Origin of the sequence: Lacrimispora sp. (assembly GCF_031982545.1) — a bacterium.
Classification (GTDB): domain Bacteria; phylum Bacillota; class Clostridia; order Lachnospirales; family Lachnospiraceae; genus Lacrimispora.
Genome location: NZ_DALYXB010000002.1, coordinates 379,297 through 396,649, shown reverse-complemented (window position 1 = coordinate 396,649; position 17,353 = coordinate 379,297). Strand labels below are relative to the sequence as shown.

Here is a 17,353-nt window from a genome sequence, read left to right as displayed (position 1 = left end):
TGTTTACATTTCAAAGAGATGCTGGAACAGAATTTTAACACCCATTACTATGAGAATAATTCCCCCGGAGAATTCTGCTTTTGATTTAAAGCGTGAACCGAAAACATTCCCTACTATTATTCCCGCAATAGACAGGGTAAAGGTGGTTGCTCCGATAAATGAAACAGCAGGAATGATCTGAACCTTTAAAAAGGCAAAGGTCACACCAACGGCTAATGCGTCTATACTGGTGGCAATGGCAAGCATTAACATATTTTTAGGATCCGGGGAGCAGTCTGCACACTCCACTTCTTCTTTGCTAAAGGATTCTTTGATCATATTGATGCCGATAATTCCCAGAAGGACGAAGGCAATCCAGTGGTCATAGGAGGTAATGGCTTCCTTAAACTGAGAGCCAAGCAGATAACCGATAACCGGCATTCCTGCCTGGAAACCTCCAAAATATAAACCGGCAATAACTGCATTTTTCCAGTTCATCTGAGGCATGCAAAGACCTTTGCAGATTGAAACGGCAAATGCATCCATGGACAGACCCAATGCAATGATAAATAACTCCAATAATGACATGTGATTTTCCCCCTGTATATGGTATCTAATTATATGTGTTAGAGGGAGAATATAATAAAAAAGACTTATCTGTGTGTACAGAAATGAACACACAGATAAGTCTCGTCTTTTTGTATTGAAAACAAATTAGCAAAGCCAGACAGAAAAAACTGTCAGTATGTTGACTTTGCAGGCATCTTACCTGACCCGGGAAGATGCTGACTACTCCCTCATCCTTTGCTAATTCTATCGTATGGGGAAACTTATGTCAAGATTAAATCAGATCATCTCTTTACAAAGGTGGAAATTTATGGTATATTCTTTCTGATTTTGAAACCAGGGAGGAAAAAAGTATGGATGATTTAATCGCTGTTATAATTTTTATCGTTTTTCTTGGAGTTTTGCTTTTTATCAACGGGCTATATATGAATTTCATGGCTAAAGTGGAACAGAACAATATTAAAAAGAAAATAGCAAAAGGAAAGAAGAAGTAGAGCGAAGAGGATTAATGAACCAGATTTAATATAATTCTTGTCATACATAGAAGAATCCGTAAAAAGACTCGTATCAGGGATACCAGTCTTATTTTTTTGGATAATGGTTGACTAATCAACTAAATCCTGATACAGTAAGAAACTGAATAAAAAAGGTGGTAATAAAATGGGGAATGAACCTATAAATTTAATGATGCTAAACAGTAAAATATATAGAAATACACAATCTTATTTAGACAAAGTACTAAAACAATATGATTTAAGCAGCGGATCGTTTCACTATTTATTTATAATGGAGCAAAATGAAGGATTATGTCAGAGCCGGATCAGTGAACTGATTGGCCACGATAAAGCAATGTCTGCCAGAACCATCAGCAGGCTGACAGAGGTTGGCTATGTAGTGAAAATAGAAGATCAATTGGACAGCAGGGCATATAAATTATATCTCACTGATAAAGCAAGGCTGATTCTTCCCCAGATCAGAGAGGAGATAAATAAATTAATAGAACTAATTACCGGGGATTTAACCGCAGAGGAAAAGGAAATTACGTTGTCTACTCTGGTTAAAATTCTAAATAAAGCGCTTGAATTGAACACATAAGAAAGGAACTAAAATGGAAGAAGTAAGGAAACGTAATAAATGGTCGGTACTAATAATTGTTGTATTATCGACTTTCATGTCAACGTTAGACAGCAGTATCGTTAATGTGGCACTGCCCCGTATGGCAGATTCTCTGGGCGTTACCACAGCCAGTATCCAGTTCGTTGCCACAAGCTATCTGATCGTAATATCGGGTACAGTTCTGATTTTTGGAAAACTGGGAGATATGTTTGGCAAGACAACTATGTTTACCCTTGGCGTTATTGTTTTTACCATTGGCTCACTCCTGTGCGGTTTGTCCCATTCCTACTGGTTTTTAATCATGGCCAGAGCCATACAGGCAATCGGTGCGGCGGGAACCATGGCAAATAACCAGGGAATCGTTACGGAAGTCTTTCCTGTTCAGGAAAGGGGAAAGGCACTGGGACTCCTTGGGACGGCAGTTGCACTGGGTTCTCTGGTAGGACCCGGACTGGGTGGAATGATTGTAGGAGTATTAAGCTGGGAATATATTTTTACCATTAATGTTCCAATTGGTATCCTTGCAGTAGTAGGAGCCTTCTGTCTGCTTCCAAAAACAAAGACAAAGGCCAATGGCAAAATGGATTTATATGGTGCGCTTCTGTTTATCGTGACAATTGTTTCTTTATTTGGAGCCCTGAGTGAGGGACTGAATCTTGGTTTCGGGCATCCCCTGATTTTAACAGGATTCTTCCTTGCAGCAGTCTGTTTTGCAGTATTTCTGGCTGTTGAGAAAAAGAGGAAAGATCCAATGATCCAGCTGGATATTTTTAAGAATGGTCTTTTTTCCTTAAGTATATTCTGCGGTTTTATTAGTTTTGTTGCCATGTTCTGCAACAATATCATACTTCCTTTTTATCTACAGGATGTTATGGAGTTTTCACCTCAGAAGGCAGGCATTATTATGATGGCTTATCCGCTGATTTTAATGGTGGTAGCACCTGTGAGCGGCCATCTTTCCGATAAAATAGGTTCTGAAATTCTTACCTTTATCGGACTTGTTTTCACCAGTGTGGGGTTGTTTTCCATGTCCTTTTTAAATGAAAATTCAGCCGTAATTACCATGGTCAGCCTGATTGGAATTATGTCTGTTGGAATGGGACTGTTTCAGTCTCCCAATAATTCCCTTATCATGTCCACTGTATCCCGTGATAAGCTTGGGGTGGCGGGAAGTATCAATGCTCTGGTGAGAAATGTGGGTATGGTATGCGGAATTGCTCTTGCTACCACACTTTTGTATGGTATGATGAGCAGCAGGCTGGGATACCGGATTACGGACTATATCCCGGGTAGAAATGATGCCTTTTTATATGGCATGAATATCGTTTATATCACTGCATCTGCCATCTGTATGATGGGAGCGGTTTTAACATTTTTCAGGTTAAAGAGAAAAAACATCACAGCCATGGCCGGGAAATAAAATATAAAAAAACATTGCATCGGGAAAAAGATTGTGATATTATAAGTAAAATTCAATGTAGTGAAGTGTTGAACTGTTTAAAAAATTTGAAAACAGGGCATGATGAAGCTACAGAATGAAATAAATACTAAAAAGGCAGAGAAGGAGACTCTGGCCTATGGATCCGGACAGGAAGATTGCGTCACCGACTGAGAGCGCTTTCACGAGAGACTTGGCTATGGGAACACTCCGGAGCCGATAGATCGAAGCGGCTGGTACTGATTTGTACCGGTGACATGAGTAGGTTTGTCCGTATACATGCGTTAAATGTTTGAGTGGAGATATCTTTATCTCAATGCGGGTGGTACCGCGGGAGTCTATTGAATAGTAATCCCGTCCCGGAATATGTAACTGTATTCCGGGACGGGATATTTTATTGTCATAAAATATTTCTCCGGAATCAAAGCAATTACATTCAGGTAAGGAGAAATCAATCATGGAATTTATCAGTGGTGTAAAACAGAAAGAAACAATGGGAATCCAGGAAATTATATCTGGTGATTATGCAGGAAAGACGGTCCGAATGGAAGGAAGTGTCCATACCATTCGTGACATGGGTGATGTGGCTTTTATTATTTTGAGAAAGGCCGAAGGTCTGGTACAGTGCGTGTTTGAAGACGGAAAAACAGCCTTTGATTTAAACCAGTTAAAAGAAGAGTCTGCAATCCGTGTTACCGGTGTGGTAAGCGGCGAGGAGCGGGCACCTCATGGATTTGAAATCAGACTTCAGGAAATAACCGTGTTGTCACAGCCGGCAGAAGTGCTTCCGATCGCCATCAGCAAATGGAAGTTAAAAACCTCTTTGGAAACAAAGCTGGGTCTTCGTCCCATTACCTTGCGAAACCCCATGGAGCGTGCAAAATTCCGTATTCAGGAAGGGATTGTAAGAGGCTTCCGGGATTTTCTCCATTCCCAGAATTTTACCGAAATCCGTACACCAAAGATTGTAGCCCGGGGCGCAGAAGGCGGATCAAACGTATTTAAACTGGATTATTTTAATAAAAAAGCAGAACTGGGTCAGAGCCCGCAGTTCTACAAACAGACCATGGTTGGCGTATATGACCGGGTATTTGAAGTAGCACCCGTTTTCCGCGCAGAGAAGCACAATACAACCAGACATTTAAATGAATATACCAGCATGGATTTTGAAATGGGATACATTGACAGCTTTGAGGAGATCATGGAAATGGAAACAGCCATGCTTCAGTATGTCTTCGAACTTCTTTGTGAGGAATATGCACAGGAACTTGCCATGTTAAAGATCGACCTTCCTGATGTAACCAACATTCCCCAGGTTCGTTTTGATAAAGCAAAAGAGCTGGTATCTGAAAAATATAACAGAAAGATAAGAAACCCCTATGATTTGGAACCGGAGGAGGAAGTTTTAATCGGCCGTTACTTTAAAGAAGAGTATGGCAGTGATTTTGTATTTGTCACTCATTATCCTTCCAAAAAGCGACCGTTCTATGCAATGGATGATCCGGCAGATTCTAAATTCACCTTAAGCTTTGACTTACTCTTTAAGGGACTTGAGATCACAACCGGAGGCCAGAGAATCCATGATTATGATACCATCATAAAAAAGATGGAGGCCAGAGGAATGAATCCGGAGGACATCTCTTCCTATTTAATGATATTTAAGTATGGAATGCCACCTCACGGCGGACTGGGAATTGGTCTGGAACGTCTGACCATGCGTCTTCTTGACGAGTCAAACGTCAGAGAGACCACACTGTTCCCAAGAGATGTTACCAGGCTGGAACCGTAATTAGGCGAAAAGGAGACAAAAAGAAATGGCGCACATCATTGATGATGAAACAATTGAGTATGTAGGCATTCTCGCCAAGCTGGAGCTTGATGATGCAGAAAAGGAAGCGGCAAAAAAGGATATGGGCCGTATGCTTGATTATATTGACAAATTAAATGAACTTGATACTGATGGAGTGGAACCCATGTCCCATGTATTTCCGGTTTACAATGTTTTCCGGGAAGATGTGGTGATTAACGGAGACGACAGAGACCAGATTCTAAAGAATGCACCGGAAAGCAAAGATGGAGCGTTCAAAGTGCCGAAGACAGTGGAATAGGGGGAATTAAAATGACAGCAAGCGAAATATTGTCCCTCACAGCGGTACAGCTGGGGAAAAAGATAAAAGAGGGAGAGGTTACCTCCCCTGAGGCTGTAAAAGCCGTTTTAGGCCAGATTAAGGCCATGGAACCGGAGCTTAACAGCTACGTAACCATTGATGAAGAAGGTGCCTTAAAGCAGGCAGAGGAGATCCAAAAGCGCATTGAATCAGGAGAACTGACTGGCCCTCTTGCCGGTGTTCCGGCAGCGGTTAAGGATAACATCTGCATGGAAGGACTGAAAACTACCTGCAGTTCTAAGATCTTATCCGATTTTGTTCCTACTTACAATGCCAAGGCGGTGGAGAATTTAAAACAGGCGGGAGCTGTGATCATCGGAAAGACCAACATGGATGAGTTTGCAATGGGAAGTACAACGGAAACTTCTGCATTTGGCGTTACCAGAAACCCCTGGAATCCGGAGCATGTTCCCGGCGGTTCTTCCGGTGGTTCCTGTGCGGCAGTGGCAGCAGCAGAGTGCTTTTTCGCTCTGGGCTCTGATACGGGCGGTTCCATCAGACAGCCGGCTTCCTTTTGCGGAGTTACAGGTTTAAAGCCAACTTACGGAACGATTTCCCGCTATGGCCTCATCGCTTACGGTTCATCCTTGGATCAGATTGGGCCGGTAGCAAAGGATGTGGCTGACTGTGCAGCCATTCTGGAGGTTCTGGCATCCCATGATGGTATGGACAGCACTTCCGTGCAGCGTGAGGATTATGAGTTTACCAAGTATTTAACTGGTGAGGTAAAAGGCTTAAAGGTGGGAATACCTGCAGATTATATGGGAGAAGGCCTGGAGCCGGAAGTAAAAGAGGCCGTTTTAAAGGCGGCTAAAGTACTGGAAGAAAAGGGTGCTGTTGTGGAGACCTTTGATCTGGGCATGGTGGAGTACGCCATTCCGGCATATTATGTCATAGCTTCTGCAGAAGCCAGCTCCAATCTGTCCCGTTTTGACGGTGTAAAATACGGATACCGGGCAAAGGAATATACAGGACTTCACGGAATGTATAAAAAAAGCCGTTCTGAGGGCTTCGGACCGGAAGTAAAACGTCGGATTATGCTGGGTTCTTTCGTACTCAGTTCCGGTTATTATGATGCATATTATTTAAAGGCGTTAAAGACAAAAGCGCTGATTAAGAAAGCCTTTGATGAGGCATTTTCCAAATATGATGTGATTTTGGGACCGGCGGCGCCGACCACAGCACCAAGACTGGGTGAGAGCTTAAGCGATCCTTTAAAGATGTACCTGGGAGATATCTATACGATCTCTGTAAACTTAGCCGGACTTCCCGGTCTCTCCGTTCCGTTTGGAACAGATGAGAAGGGACTTCCCATCGGCGTACAGCTGATTGCAGACTGTTTCCAGGAAAAAAATATTTTAAGGGCCGGTTTTGCAGTGGAGCAAAGCAGAACCTACGAGATGCCTTCTCTGGCGGCAAAGGCAATGAAAGAAAAGGAGGAGAAGTAAATGAGCAAACAGTACGAAATAGTGATTGGTCTGGAAGTTCATGTTGAGCTTGCTACAAAAACAAAAATCTTCTGCTCCTGTTCCACAGAATTCGGCGGAGCGCCCAACACCCATACCTGTCCGGTCTGCACCGGAATGCCGGGATCTCTTCCCGTTCTTAACAAACAGGTGGTGGAATACGCCCTTGCAGTAGGCCTTGCAGCAAACTGCCAGATCAACCAGAATTGTAAATTCGACCGGAAAAATTATTTTTATCCTGACAATCCTCAGAACTATCAGATCTCCCAGCTTTATCTTCCCATCTGCCACGACGGATATGTGGAGATTGATACAGCTGCAGGAAAGAAAAAGATAGGGATTCATGAGATTCATATGGAAGAGGATGCGGGAAAACTGATTCACGATGAATGGGAAGACTGTTCCTTAGTTGATTTTAACCGAAGCGGAGTTCCGTTAATTGAGATTGTTTCTGAGCCGGATATGAGAAGTGCAGATGAAGTAATCGCTTACTTGGAGAAGCTGCGTTTAATCATTCAGTACTTAGGCGCCTCTGACTGCAAACTGCAGGAAGGTTCCATGAGAGCTGATGTAAACTTATCGGTAAGAGAAGCGGGTGCTTCCCAGTTTGGAACCAGAACAGAGATGAAGAACTTAAACTCCTTTAAAGCCATTGCCCGTGCCATTGAAGGGGAGAGAAAGCGTCAGATCGAGCTGATAGAAGACGGGAAAGCAGTGGTTCAGGAAACAAGACGCTGGGATGACAACAAGGAGTCTTCTCATGCCATGCGTTCCAAAGAGGATGCGAAAGATTACCGTTATTTTCCGGATCCTGATCTGCCGCCTATATCCATAAGCGATGAGTGGATTCAGAGCATTAAAGAGAAGCAGCCGGAACTGCGGACTGAGAAGATGGCAAGATATCAGGAGGAATATAGTCTTTCTGAATACGATGCGGATATTATTACCGGATCCAAGCACATGGCTGATATATTTGAACAGGTTACAGTCATCTGCCAGAAGCCGAAAGAAGCCGCAAACTGGCTGATGGTAGAGGGTATGAGACTGTTAAAAGAGCATGAGATGGAAATGGAAAATATGACATTTTCTGCGGAAAATCTTGCAAAACTGATTGTTTTAGTGGATAATGGAACCATTAACCGCACGGTTGCCAAGGAAGTATTTGAGCAGGTTTTCTTAAATGATATCGATCCGGAGCGCTATGTAGAGGAAAAGGGACTGAAAGTCGTAAGCGATGAAGGTGCCCTTAAGTCCGCCATTGAGGCGATTCTCGCTGCAAATCCCCAGTCTGCCCTGGATTACCGGAACGGAAAAGAGAAAGCAATGGGCTTTCTGGTTGGTCAGACCATGCGTTCCATGAAAGGAAAGGCTGATCCGGGAGCGGTCAACCGAATTCTGAAGGAACTGTTAGGTTAGAGGAATCTTTATGAGGAGGAAGAAATCTATGAAGCCGTATGTTGAAATGACAAAGGAAGAGTTACAGGAGCTTAGAAAGGAACTTTCTGCACAGTATAAGGAGTTTCAGGGCAGAGACTTAAAGCTTGATATGTCCAGAGGAAAGCCTAGTGCCGAGCAGCTGGATATTTCCATGGGAATGATGGATGTGTTAAGCAGCAGCGATGATTTAACCTGTGATGACGGTACAGACTGCCGCAATTATGGTGTGCTTGATGGAATCAAGGAGGCAAAGGAACTTCTTGCCGATATGATGGAGGTAGCACCGGATCACATTATTATTTATGGCAATTCCAGCTTAAATGTAATGTATGATACCGTTTCCCGTTCCATGACCCACGGTGTTATGGGTGGCACTCCCTGGTGTAAGCTGGATAAAGTGAAATTCCTTTGTCCTGTACCTGGATATGACAGACATTTCTCTATAACGGAATACTTTGGAATTGAGATGGTAAACGTACCTATGACTCCAACCGGCCCGGATATGGATCTGGTAGAGCAGCTGGTGGCTGCAGACGATTCCATCAAGGGTATCTGGTGTGTGCCCAAGTACTCCAATCCTCAGGGGATTTCTTACTCAGATGAAACCGTACGCCGTTTTGCCCGTTTAGAACCGGCAGCAAGCGACTTCCGTATTTACTGGGATAACGCTTATACCATTCACCATTTATACGACAACGAACAGGATCATTTAATTGAGATTCTGGCAGAATGCAAGAGAGCCGGAAATCCGGATATGGTTTATAAATTTGCTTCCACCTCAAAGGTAAGCTTCCCTGGATCCGGTATCGCAGCTATTGCAGCCAGCGAGAACAACTTAACGGACATCATGAAGCAGTTAAAGATTCAGACTATTGGTCATGATAAAGTGAACCAGCTTCGTCATGTACGTTTCTTTGGGGACATTCATGGAATGGTAGAGCATATGAGAAAGCATGCAGATATCATGAGACCTAAATTTGAAGCTGTGATTGAAACTCTGGAAAAAGAGTTAGGCGGTCTTTTAGTAGGTGAATGGACCTGTCCAAAAGGCGGATATTTTATTTCCTTTGATTCGTTAGATGGCTGCGCCAAAACCATTGTTGCAAAATGCAAAAAAGCAGGTCTGGTCATGACTGGTGCAGGAGCTACCTATCCATATGGAAAGGATCCTCATGACAACAACATCCGTATTGCACCGTCTTATCCGACTCTGCCGGATTTAAAGCAGGCCATGGAATTATTTGCACTCTGTGTTAAGATTGTAAGCATTGACCACATTCTGTCTGAAAAAGCATAAATAGAAATCGCCGCATAAATCTGCCTCTGAAGGGAGATGATGTGCGGCGATTTTTCGTTTCTATATTAGTCAAATAAGACCAGATTAATAAAAGCCTGAAAGGATTCTGTCTGAAATTTGTCTTTATGGAATACAACATGGTTCATACAGCTGATCTCCATATCTTTTACCTCGATCTCAAAAATCTCACCCTTTTTAATGGATTCATCGGCAAAAATTCTTGGTACAACACCAATCCCGATATTTTCTCTGGCTGCCTGTAAAATTACGTCGGAATTGGTACTGGTCCACAACGGTTCAGCAGATAAGTTATTCAGTGCCAGCGCGCAGTCAAAGGTATCTCTGATGGTGCAGCCGGTTTCTCGTAATAAAAGAGGTTCCTCAATCAGCCTGTCCAGGGAAACAGGCTGTGCAGCCCGGTTTGCAAAGGGATGGTTTGGAGAACAGATTACGGCCATGGGATAGGAGGAGAATGGGATTTTCTCCAGCTTTTCGTCGGATACGACACCTTCTACCAAAGCCAGATCCAGCTCATTCTTTAACAGTTTGCTGATGATTTCCACGGAGTTATCCACGGTAACCTTCAGCTGTATGTCAGGATTTGTCAGAGCGAAACGGGAAACAGCATTAGGAAGTAAGTAACTGGCCAGAGTCACACAGGAGCCCACCCGCAAAGGTGCCTGTAAGTGCAGGGAACCAGAATAGTTCTCCAGATCCTGGTATAATTCCAGAAGAGGAATCACTTTGGATAAATAAAATTTACCGTTTTCATTGATCATTACTCTTCGGGATACACGGTCAAACAGGGGGGAGCCAACGGATTCTTCCAGTTCATTGATGGCATGAGAGATAGCGGGCTGAGTCATGGACAACGCTTTTGCCGCTCCTGTAATGCTTCCTTCCTCACATACTGTTTTAAAGATTGTTAGATGTCGTAGATTCATGTTTATAGGTCCTTCCATTACCAGTGCTTCATATGATAACTTTCATTATATCATTTTGATAATGGGTTGAACAGAGATTTTGAAAAAAATGTCGAAACGATTTGATGTATAAAAATTAATAGATAAAAAGTGCAGCTGGTAAATTATGGTTGATAATGGATCCGAATTTATGTAGAATGATAAAGTGACTTTAATAATAATATTGAAATTTAAGGGAGAAATTATGAAAAGGTTTATTTGTGTAGTAATGTTATTCATGTCTGTTTTATTATGTTCTTGTTCAGCCAGCGGGAAAAAAACATCAGTTCCGGAGGAATTGGCAGTTAAGAATTCAGATGGAAAAATCCTTGAACTATATATGCCAAGAGATGAAGCAGAAAAGATACTGGGAGAGACGGATCAACGAAGCTGGACGGGTGGTTATGATTATGAAAATATTATAGTTGGATATAAAGAAAATCTGCTTACCTATATACAGTTGAACGATGACAGCTGGAAATTAATGAATGGAGTAAAGGTAGGTGATCCTATTGATTCCCTTACTTCCTATGAGAATCCAGGAAGCACTGATTTAAGGCAGTTATACTATAAAAAAGATGGCAGTAATTATTCAAAGGTGCTTAAAAAGGACCTTCCTCAAAAAGCGGAAAAAAGTGATTATGGAGTGTACTGTTCTTCAGAAATTCTTGGAATAGATGGTACGATTGAAGCGATATCAGTTTGCGACAGATATGTTGGAGCATCTGGTGATATGGAAGATTAAGAAAGGGGATGTAACGAAACTAACTTAAGTTGGTTTTGTTGCATCTTACTTTTTTAACTTAAAAGCAAAAAGGCAGATTCTTAAGAACCTGCCTTTCATTTAAATTTGTCGCCCTATATTATCGATCTAATGATTAAAGTCGTTTTGCAATCGCTTTTATAAAATCCTCACTGTTTAAAACAGTTGGGTTTTCTATTGTTGTGATAAGCGCAAGGTCTTTAGTCATCTCTCCAGCCTCGATGGTATCGATCGTTGCCTGCTCTAACTTATCCGCAAATGCAGCCAGTTCCTGATTGCCATCAAGTTCTCCCCGCTTTCTTAAAGCTCCTGTCCAGGCGAAGATCGTAGCAACGGAGTTGGTAGAAGTTTCCCCGCCCTTTAAGTGCTGATAATAATGTCTCTGCACAGTTCCGTGAGCTGCTTCATACTCAAAGTCACCATCAGGAGAAACCAGTACTGAGGTCATCATGGCAAGAGATCCAAATGCAGAGGAAACCATGTCGCTCATAACGTCTCCGTCGTAATTCTTGCAGGCCCAGATATAACCGCCTTCTGATTTCATCACTCTTGCTACCGCATCATCGATTAAGGTATAGAAATATTCAATACCTGCTTCCTTAAACAGATTCTCATACTCAGCATCAAAGATATCCTGGAAAATGTCCTTAAAAGTGTGGTCATACTTTTTGGAGATGGTATCCTTGGTTGCAAACCATAAATCCTGCTTTGTATCCAGTGCATAATTAAAGCAGCTTCTTGCAAAGCTTTCAATGGAATTGTTAATATTATGCATACCCTGGACAATTCCGGCACTCTCAAAGTTATGAACCAGTTCCCGCACCTCTGTTCCGTCAGCAGCAGTATAAACAAGTTCTACTTTGCCGGCACCGGGGATCTTCATCTCAGATCCTTTGTAAACATCACCGTAAGCGTGTCTGGCAATGGTAATGGGCTTTTTCCAGTTTACAACACATGGTTCGATTCCTTTTACAACAATAGGCGCCCGGAATACGGTTCCGTCGAGAATTGCACGAATGGTGCCATTGGGGCTTTTCCACATCTCTTTTAAGTTGTATTCTTTTACACGGGCAGCATTTGGGGTAATAGTGGCGCATTTAACGGCTACTTTATATTTCTTTGTGGCCAGAGCTGAATCAGTGGTCACTTTATCATCTGTCTGATCCCGATATTCCAGTCCAAGGTCATAATATTCTGTCTTTAAGTCAATATAGGGCAGCAGAAGGTTGTCCTTAATCATCTGCCAGAGAATACGGGTCATCTCGTCGCCATCCATTTCGACTATGGGGGTTGTCATATTAATCTTATCCATGTGTTTCTCCTCCTTAGAAATGTTCGTGTTATGCTATAGTATACGACGAAATATCAAATCACACAAGCATATCTATGCAAATTTATCCAACCATTTTTGAATATTATACACTGTTTCCGGATCAATAAAATGCTCGACTTTTTCCACCTGCTCCAGATCATCGGTTTTCTGATTGACATAACAAAAAAAACGGGTAAGAATCTGGTGTCTGAACAGGAGGTATTCCCCTAACTCCTTTCCGTCACTGGTCAGAGAAACGGTTCCGTATTTTTCAAAGCCAACCAGCCCCTGTTTCCTTAAATTTCCAGTCATTTTAGACGCAGAGGAGGGCTTGACATGAAGACACTCTGCCAGTTCCTTAATGCGGACCGGCTGGTTCTCCTGAGATAACCGGTATATCATCTCCAGGTAGTCTTCCATCGAGGATGTGATTTTTGTATGCTCCAAAAGAGAGTAACCCTTTAATGTATAAAAATTATCGTTCTGAGGCATAGTCAGTTCCTCCTTGTATACGGCTGTTAGTTATATCTATTCATGGCTGGCAGATTCTATGAATTACCAGGGCGGCAGGGGGATGAGTGAGACAGGAACCTGTTTTTTATCAAATGCATATGTTAGGATATGGAAACTTTTTCGGAGGTTAAAGAAATGTCGGGACGCTTTTGCTTAAATGACTTAAAAAGAGGTCAGAAAGGAATTATTTCCAGACTGACCGTTTGTGATGATATGAGACGCAGATTACAGGATATGGGACTGATTGAGGGCACTGTAGTGGAGTGTGTGGGTAAAAGTCCTCTTGGGGATCCAACTGCATTTTTAATCAGAGGAGCTGTAATCGCCCTGCGAAATGAAGATTCCGTCAGGGTTTTGATACAGAATCATGACCAGGAGTCATTTGAACCCAGTTATGGAGAGGGAATTGCGGCTGCCTGTGTCACTGCGGAGGAAGACATATGGGACTAAGCAGAGAATCCATGGGAATCAAATCGGTAGACTGTGGACTGGAAATTAAAAAAAAGGAGCCAGAAGATCTGGTAATCGCGCTGGCCGGAAATCCCAATGTGGGGAAAAGTACGGTATTTAATCAGCTGACTGGGATGAACCAGCACACCGGATCATGCACTTAGGGGCAAAATCGTCATAAAAAAATAATGGTATATTCCCTGTGACAGCCGGAGCGCTTACTCAGGCGTATTTCTTTAATGACTGACCGCCAGAACTGGCGCTTTTGCTGGTTATCAAGGCGCTGATACATGCTTTCAAAATCTTTATTAATCATGTTTATAAAAACCTCCGGATTTTCGGCCGGCTGCTTTATATCAGAAAGTTGATTCAGATGAATCTCTAATTCTTCCCTGTCGGTTTTATATTCTTCCAGTGTAATTGCTTCATTTAAATATAAATCCTTTAACCGGTCTATTTTCTTTTGAAGCTGATTTTTTTTCTGACGGTTATCAACTACTTTTTTGCTTTTTGCTTCAAAGTCTGCGATATAAGACCCAAACTGTTCCTTTACATTTTTCAGAAGATATTCCTCTATGCGGACTTCCCTGACTGCTCCCCCGTTGTCACACTTCCGGAAAGACCGGTGCCGTTTGCATTCGTAGGCTGGATATTTATACCGGAGTTCTGTTTTGTCTTTTCGCTTTGAAACGGTATTGATATGACAGCCACCCATTTTTTGACCGCATTCGGCGCACACCAAAAGGCCGGTAAAAATATAGGGGTATTTCTGACCGGATTTTATATTGCTGTTATGATCCAGAATGCGCTGAACCTGATGGAAGGCTTCATCGGAAATCAGACGGGGACAGTAAGTATCATTGCTTCTGTAACGTCCGGTGATTTTTTCATTGCGAAGGATTGACTGTTTAAAGTTTTGCACGGACATGATGATTCCGTGTGTGTCTTTCAAGTACTGGACAGCCTGATTCATGGACTGATGTTTTAAGAAATAAAAAATTGTGTCTTGTATGGCAGGGGCTTCCTCTGACAGTACCAGATGCTTATTCTCGATCTGGTATCCGTGTGGGACTTTACCTGATATGACTTCTCCGTGGGTGACCTTTGTACGAAAGACGTCAGCCACACGAAGACCGCCATTTTGTGCCTCAAGTTCAGCCCAGGTCATGGATTGAGCCACAAATGCCCGGCCGTAGGGAGTGGAAGTGTCAAAGAAGGGCTGGTCGATGGCGGTCCAGACTGCATGATATTTTTCCAGGACTGCCTGGGTATTTAGATAGTGGCGCAGGCTGCGAAACCACCGGTCCAGCTTGGTAAATATAATCAGATCCACAAGCCCTTCTTTTACATGATTCATTAAACGGGTAAAGTCGTCCCGGTCAATTTTCTGCCCGGAAACGCCGTCGTCCAGATAAATATCCTGCAGAACCATATTTTTATGTTCTTCGATGTATTTGATGCCCCGCTCTTTTTGATCTCTAATGGAATCGCCCCGTTCCGCCTGTTCATCGGAAGATACACGGATGTAGACGGCTACACGCAGCAGTTTCTCAGATTCCTCAGCACGTTTCATTCTATCATCTCCTGGTATAATCTACTCCCTCCGGCAGTAAATTAAAACCCGTTTTCGGTGATTGCTTTAAATAAGGTAAGAAGGACAATCAGCGGAACATACAATTAACCAGAAAGGAGGTGGTAGTAGTGGCAGATACTATCACCACAGTAAATCAGGCAGATCCGGTCAGGGCATTTGAAGCGCTGGCGAGAATAATAGGGGAAAAAGAGGGAGTGGAAATCACTCTGAAAAATCTTCGGAAAAAAGAAGAAAAAGAAACTGGATCAACGGAATGATTCTATATAAAAAGGCAGATCGGATTGGCGGATCTGCCTTTTGAAATGCTATGTAGGAATCTTACTAACTAATTAGAAGCTTTCTTTGTTTCTGTTACTGCTGACTTGCTGTCTTTTGCAGCTGCTGGGGATTCTGCCTTTACTTTGCTGTCGCCAGTCTTGGACTCTGCAGCAGTTGTTTCATCTTTCTTGGTTTCGTCCTTCTTTGTTTCTTCTTTCTTAGTCTCGTCTTTTTTGGTTTCTGCTAAGGAACTGCTTTCTTTTACATCTTTTTTAGTTTCTGCTGGTTTTGTGGTTGCTTCGGTGGTTACTTCTGCTTTTGTAGCGGCAGTTGTTTCAGAACTTTTAGTATTTCCACATGCGGAGATAGCTGCCATAGTTAATACTGCAACACCTGTCAGTACCAGTTTCTTTGTTGTTAACCTCATAATTATATCCTCCTTGAGACTGCATAGGTATTATGGTTGTATGGCTTCCGGTTGTCCTATGTCCCTGAAGTCAGAACTCAGTGTAGCACCGAAATTGAATAAAATCAATGCCAAATTTGTTATTTATTTCTTAAAAAAAATTAAGTTGTATTAAAAAAATAGAAATTAGTTAAAATTAAGAATAAATTCACAAATATTTCACAGTTTGAACAAACTTCCATCACAAACCCGTTTTCCGACTTCCGGATTTTAATCTGACCGTATGAAAATGGCTTTTTTTCATTTTTCGGCTAACTGCATCAACCCACCGGAAACTGGCCCGGCAAAACGGTTGCCAATGCCCAGGGCTGGTGTCGGGATGGGGATCAGGGATATGTTATGGTGGATATTCCAGGCTGCTATTCCCTTATGGCACACTCTACAGAAGAGGAGGTGGCACGGGATTTCATCTGCTTTGAAAATCCCGATGCAGTAGTAACTGTTTGTGATGCCACCTGTCTGGAGAGGAATTTAAATCTGGTACTCCAGATCATGGAGGCAGCTGACCGAGTGGTAGTCTGTGTGAACCTTATGGATGAGGCAAAGAAGAAACGGATTGTTTTAAATCTGGATCTTTTGGAAGAACGGCTCCACGCCCCTGTAGCAGGAACAACAGCAAGAAGTAAAAAGGGACTGAACCAGATTTACCAGGGGTTAAAGCGGTGCATCAAAGAAAAGGAGACTAATTATGAGAGACCTGTGCTCATATATTATCCCCAATATATTGAAGAGGCAATAGAAAGGCTGGTTCCTGCTGTGGAGGAAGTATCAGACGGAGCAGTTAAAGTCCGGTGGCTTTGTGCAAGGCTTTTGGATGCCAATGAAAACCTGATGGGAGCAGTAAACAGATATTTAAAGCCTCTTGCAGATTCAGAGACTGTAAAGGCATGCCTAACTGAAATCTGGAGCGAATGGAAAGAACAGGGGATCAGCCAGGAACAGGTAAGCGATGACATGGCTGCTGTATTTATCCGAAAAGCAGAAGAGTTATGTAAGGGTGTCGTGGTATTTGAGAATAAAACCTATAACGGGAAAGACCGGAAACTGGATCGTTTCTTTACCAGTAAAGCAACTGGATTTCCTATTATGTTTCTGGTTCTTCTGGGAATTTTCTGGCTGACTATTACAGGCGCCAATTATCCATCCCAGCTATTAAGCAATTTATTATTTGGTATTGAAGACCGCTTGTCCATTGCCGCAGATGCAGCGGGAGTTCCGGCAGTTTTATCCGGGCTTTTCATTCACGGTGTATACCGGGTGCTTGCCTGGGTAATATCGGTTATGCTGCCGCCTATGGCCATTTTCTTTCCCCTCTTTACCCTGCTGGAAGATTTTGGTTATCTTCCCAGAGTAGCCTTTAATTTAGACCGGTGCTTTAAACGATGTTCTGCCTGCGGAAAGCAGGCGCTGACCATGTGACAGAAGAAATCTATGCTTTTTTCACTGTTAAATCCTGGATTACTATCTTGACACTTTTTATTCTGAATGTTATAGTTACAAATATAAACTGTAATTAAAAATAGTACAGAAACACGAGGTTAACTGCCGTAAACGGGCGGTAAAAGTA

General features: G+C 42.6%; 19 protein-coding genes. 13 read left to right on the top strand and 6 right to left on the bottom strand.

The features are described from left to right. Positions 1-3: 3 nt before the first annotated feature. Positions 4-567 (bottom strand): manganese efflux pump MntP, encoded by a 564-nt coding sequence (locus ABS301_RS05330; protein WP_349671226.1) that lies wholly within the window; start codon positions 565-567, stop codon positions 4-6. Between the two features lie 332 nt (positions 568-899). On the opposite strand from ABS301_RS05330, the gene ABS301_RS05325 reads away from it, so the two are divergent. The 8 genes from ABS301_RS05325 (at position 900) to ABS301_RS05290 (ending at position 9,468) form a co-directional block, all read left to right on the top strand. Continuing rightward, complete coding sequence (locus ABS301_RS05325) at positions 900-1,040, top strand: hypothetical protein (protein ID WP_349671225.1); 141 nt, start codon at positions 900-902, stop codon at positions 1,038-1,040. Positions 1,041-1,206: 166 nt separating this feature from the next. Then, positions 1,207-1,641, top strand: coding sequence for a MarR family winged helix-turn-helix transcriptional regulator (locus tag ABS301_RS05320; RefSeq protein WP_349671224.1), 435 nt, complete (start codon positions 1,207-1,209; stop codon positions 1,639-1,641). Between the two features lie 13 nt (positions 1,642-1,654). Further along, positions 1,655-3,082 (top strand): MFS transporter, encoded by a 1,428-nt coding sequence (locus ABS301_RS05315; protein ID WP_349671223.1) that lies wholly within the window; start codon positions 1,655-1,657, stop codon positions 3,080-3,082. Positions 3,083-3,557: 475 nt separating this feature from the next. After that, the gene (gene aspS / locus ABS301_RS05310) at positions 3,558-4,889 is read left to right on the top strand and encodes an aspartate--tRNA(Asn) ligase (protein WP_349671222.1); all 1,332 of its coding nucleotides are present in this window, start codon (positions 3,558-3,560) and stop codon (positions 4,887-4,889) included. Positions 4,890-4,914: 25 nt separating this feature from the next. Next, entirely contained in the window at positions 4,915-5,208 is a 294-nt protein-coding gene (gene gatC / locus ABS301_RS05305; protein WP_104438186.1) for an Asp-tRNA(Asn)/Glu-tRNA(Gln) amidotransferase subunit GatC, read from the top strand. 11 nt (positions 5,209-5,219) lie between these two features. Continuing rightward, complete coding sequence (gene gatA, locus ABS301_RS05300) at positions 5,220-6,716, top strand: Asp-tRNA(Asn)/Glu-tRNA(Gln) amidotransferase subunit GatA (RefSeq protein ID WP_349671221.1); 1,497 nt, start codon at positions 5,220-5,222, stop codon at positions 6,714-6,716. Continuing rightward, the gene (gene gatB, locus ABS301_RS05295; RefSeq protein WP_349671220.1) at positions 6,717-8,150 is read left to right on the top strand and encodes an Asp-tRNA(Asn)/Glu-tRNA(Gln) amidotransferase subunit GatB; all 1,434 of its coding nucleotides are present in this window, start codon (positions 6,717-6,719) and stop codon (positions 8,148-8,150) included. Positions 8,151-8,178: 28 nt separating this feature from the next. Continuing rightward, positions 8,179-9,468 carry an aspartate aminotransferase type Ic gene (locus ABS301_RS05290; protein ID WP_349671219.1) on the top strand — a complete coding sequence of 430 codons (1,290 nt, stop codon included), beginning with the start codon at positions 8,179-8,181 and terminating at the stop codon, positions 9,466-9,468. A gap of 65 nt (positions 9,469-9,533) precedes the next feature. Here ABS301_RS05290 and ABS301_RS05285 read toward each other — a convergent pair whose 3' ends face one another. After that, positions 9,534-10,412 carry a LysR family transcriptional regulator gene (locus ABS301_RS05285; RefSeq protein WP_349671218.1) on the bottom strand — a complete coding sequence of 293 codons (879 nt, stop codon included), beginning with the start codon at positions 10,410-10,412 and terminating at the stop codon, positions 9,534-9,536. A gap of 223 nt (positions 10,413-10,635) precedes the next feature. On the opposite strand from ABS301_RS05285, the gene ABS301_RS05280 reads away from it, so the two are divergent. Next, entirely contained in the window at positions 10,636-11,175 is a 540-nt protein-coding gene (locus tag ABS301_RS05280) for a hypothetical protein (protein ID WP_349671217.1), read from the top strand. A gap of 133 nt (positions 11,176-11,308) precedes the next feature. Here the strand turns inward: ABS301_RS05280 and ABS301_RS05275 are convergent, their stop codons facing one another. Both ABS301_RS05275 and ABS301_RS05270 read right to left on the bottom strand, forming a co-directional pair. Further along, positions 11,309-12,505 (bottom strand): NADP-dependent isocitrate dehydrogenase, encoded by a 1,197-nt coding sequence (locus ABS301_RS05275; protein WP_349671216.1) that lies wholly within the window; start codon positions 12,503-12,505, stop codon positions 11,309-11,311. 72 nt (positions 12,506-12,577) lie between these two features. Further along, entirely contained in the window at positions 12,578-12,997 is a 420-nt protein-coding gene (locus tag ABS301_RS05270) for a metal-dependent transcriptional regulator (RefSeq protein WP_104438180.1), read from the bottom strand. Between the two features lie 156 nt (positions 12,998-13,153). Between ABS301_RS05270 and ABS301_RS05265 the strand changes: the two genes are divergently transcribed. Both ABS301_RS05265 and ABS301_RS05260 read left to right on the top strand, forming a co-directional pair. Continuing rightward, positions 13,154-13,468 carry a FeoA family protein gene (locus ABS301_RS05265; RefSeq protein WP_104438179.1) on the top strand — a complete coding sequence of 105 codons (315 nt, stop codon included), beginning with the start codon at positions 13,154-13,156 and terminating at the stop codon, positions 13,466-13,468. Continuing rightward, positions 13,459-13,632 (top strand): FeoB small GTPase domain-containing protein, encoded by a 174-nt coding sequence (locus tag ABS301_RS05260; protein ID WP_349671215.1) that lies wholly within the window; start codon positions 13,459-13,461, stop codon positions 13,630-13,632. Before ABS301_RS05265 ends, ABS301_RS05260 begins: the two co-directional genes overlap by 10 nt. An 11-nt stretch (positions 13,633-13,643) precedes the next feature. On the opposite strand, the gene ABS301_RS05255 is transcribed toward ABS301_RS05260, so the two are convergent. After that, entirely contained in the window at positions 13,644-15,041 is a 1,398-nt protein-coding gene (locus ABS301_RS05255) for a recombinase family protein (protein WP_349671214.1), read from the bottom strand. Between the two features lie 128 nt (positions 15,042-15,169). Here ABS301_RS05255 and ABS301_RS05250 point away from each other — a divergent pair, with 128 nt between their 5' ends. Further along, the gene (locus tag ABS301_RS05250; RefSeq protein WP_170072452.1) at positions 15,170-15,319 is read left to right on the top strand and encodes a hypothetical protein; all 150 of its coding nucleotides are present in this window, start codon (positions 15,170-15,172) and stop codon (positions 15,317-15,319) included. Between the two features lie 68 nt (positions 15,320-15,387). Here the strand turns inward: ABS301_RS05250 and ABS301_RS05245 are convergent, their stop codons facing one another. Beyond that, positions 15,388-15,747 carry a hypothetical protein gene (locus ABS301_RS05245; protein ID WP_349671213.1) on the bottom strand — a complete coding sequence of 120 codons (360 nt, stop codon included), beginning with the start codon at positions 15,745-15,747 and terminating at the stop codon, positions 15,388-15,390. A 294-nt stretch (positions 15,748-16,041) separates the two neighbouring features. Between ABS301_RS05245 and ABS301_RS05240 the strand changes: the two genes are divergently transcribed. Continuing rightward, a complete protein-coding gene (locus tag ABS301_RS05240; RefSeq protein ID WP_349671346.1) occupies positions 16,042-17,205 on the top strand; it encodes a FeoB small GTPase domain-containing protein in 1,164 nt (387 codons plus the stop codon). Positions 17,206-17,353 lie beyond the last annotated feature (148 nt).

Coding starts and splice junctions, on each gene's coding strand:
- ABS301_RS05325 (WP_349671225.1), top strand. CDS start 900: ATGGATGATTTAATCGCTGTTATAATTTTTATCGTTTTTCTTGGAGTT.
- gatC (WP_104438186.1), top strand. CDS start 4,915: ATGGCGCACATCATTGATGATGAAACAATTGAGTATGTAGGCATTCTC.
- ABS301_RS05315 (WP_349671223.1), top strand. CDS start 1,655: ATGGAAGAAGTAAGGAAACGTAATAAATGGTCGGTACTAATAATTGTT.
- ABS301_RS05290 (WP_349671219.1), top strand. CDS start 8,179: ATGAAGCCGTATGTTGAAATGACAAAGGAAGAGTTACAGGAGCTTAGA.
- ABS301_RS05320 (WP_349671224.1), top strand. CDS start 1,207: ATGGGGAATGAACCTATAAATTTAATGATGCTAAACAGTAAAATATAT.
- ABS301_RS05275 (WP_349671216.1), bottom strand. CDS start 12,505: ATGGATAAGATTAATATGACAACCCCCATAGTCGAAATGGATGGCGAC.
- ABS301_RS05245 (WP_349671213.1), bottom strand. CDS start 15,747: ATGAGGTTAACAACAAAGAAACTGGTACTGACAGGTGTTGCAGTATTA.
- ABS301_RS05330 (WP_349671226.1), bottom strand. CDS start 567: ATGTCATTATTGGAGTTATTTATCATTGCATTGGGTCTGTCCATGGAT.
- ABS301_RS05285 (WP_349671218.1), bottom strand. CDS start 10,412: ATGAATCTACGACATCTAACAATCTTTAAAACAGTATGTGAGGAAGGA.
- gatB (WP_349671220.1), top strand. CDS start 6,717: ATGAGCAAACAGTACGAAATAGTGATTGGTCTGGAAGTTCATGTTGAG.
- ABS301_RS05255 (WP_349671214.1), bottom strand. CDS start 15,041: ATGAAACGTGCTGAGGAATCTGAGAAACTGCTGCGTGTAGCCGTCTAC.
- aspS (WP_349671222.1), top strand. CDS start 3,558: ATGGAATTTATCAGTGGTGTAAAACAGAAAGAAACAATGGGAATCCAG.
- ABS301_RS05265 (WP_104438179.1), top strand. CDS start 13,154: ATGTCGGGACGCTTTTGCTTAAATGACTTAAAAAGAGGTCAGAAAGGA.
- ABS301_RS05280 (WP_349671217.1), top strand. CDS start 10,636: ATGAAAAGGTTTATTTGTGTAGTAATGTTATTCATGTCTGTTTTATTA.
- gatA (WP_349671221.1), top strand. CDS start 5,220: ATGACAGCAAGCGAAATATTGTCCCTCACAGCGGTACAGCTGGGGAAA.
- ABS301_RS05260 (WP_349671215.1), top strand. CDS start 13,459: ATGGGACTAAGCAGAGAATCCATGGGAATCAAATCGGTAGACTGTGGA.
- ABS301_RS05270 (WP_104438180.1), bottom strand. CDS start 12,997: ATGCCTCAGAACGATAATTTTTATACATTAAAGGGTTACTCTCTTTTG.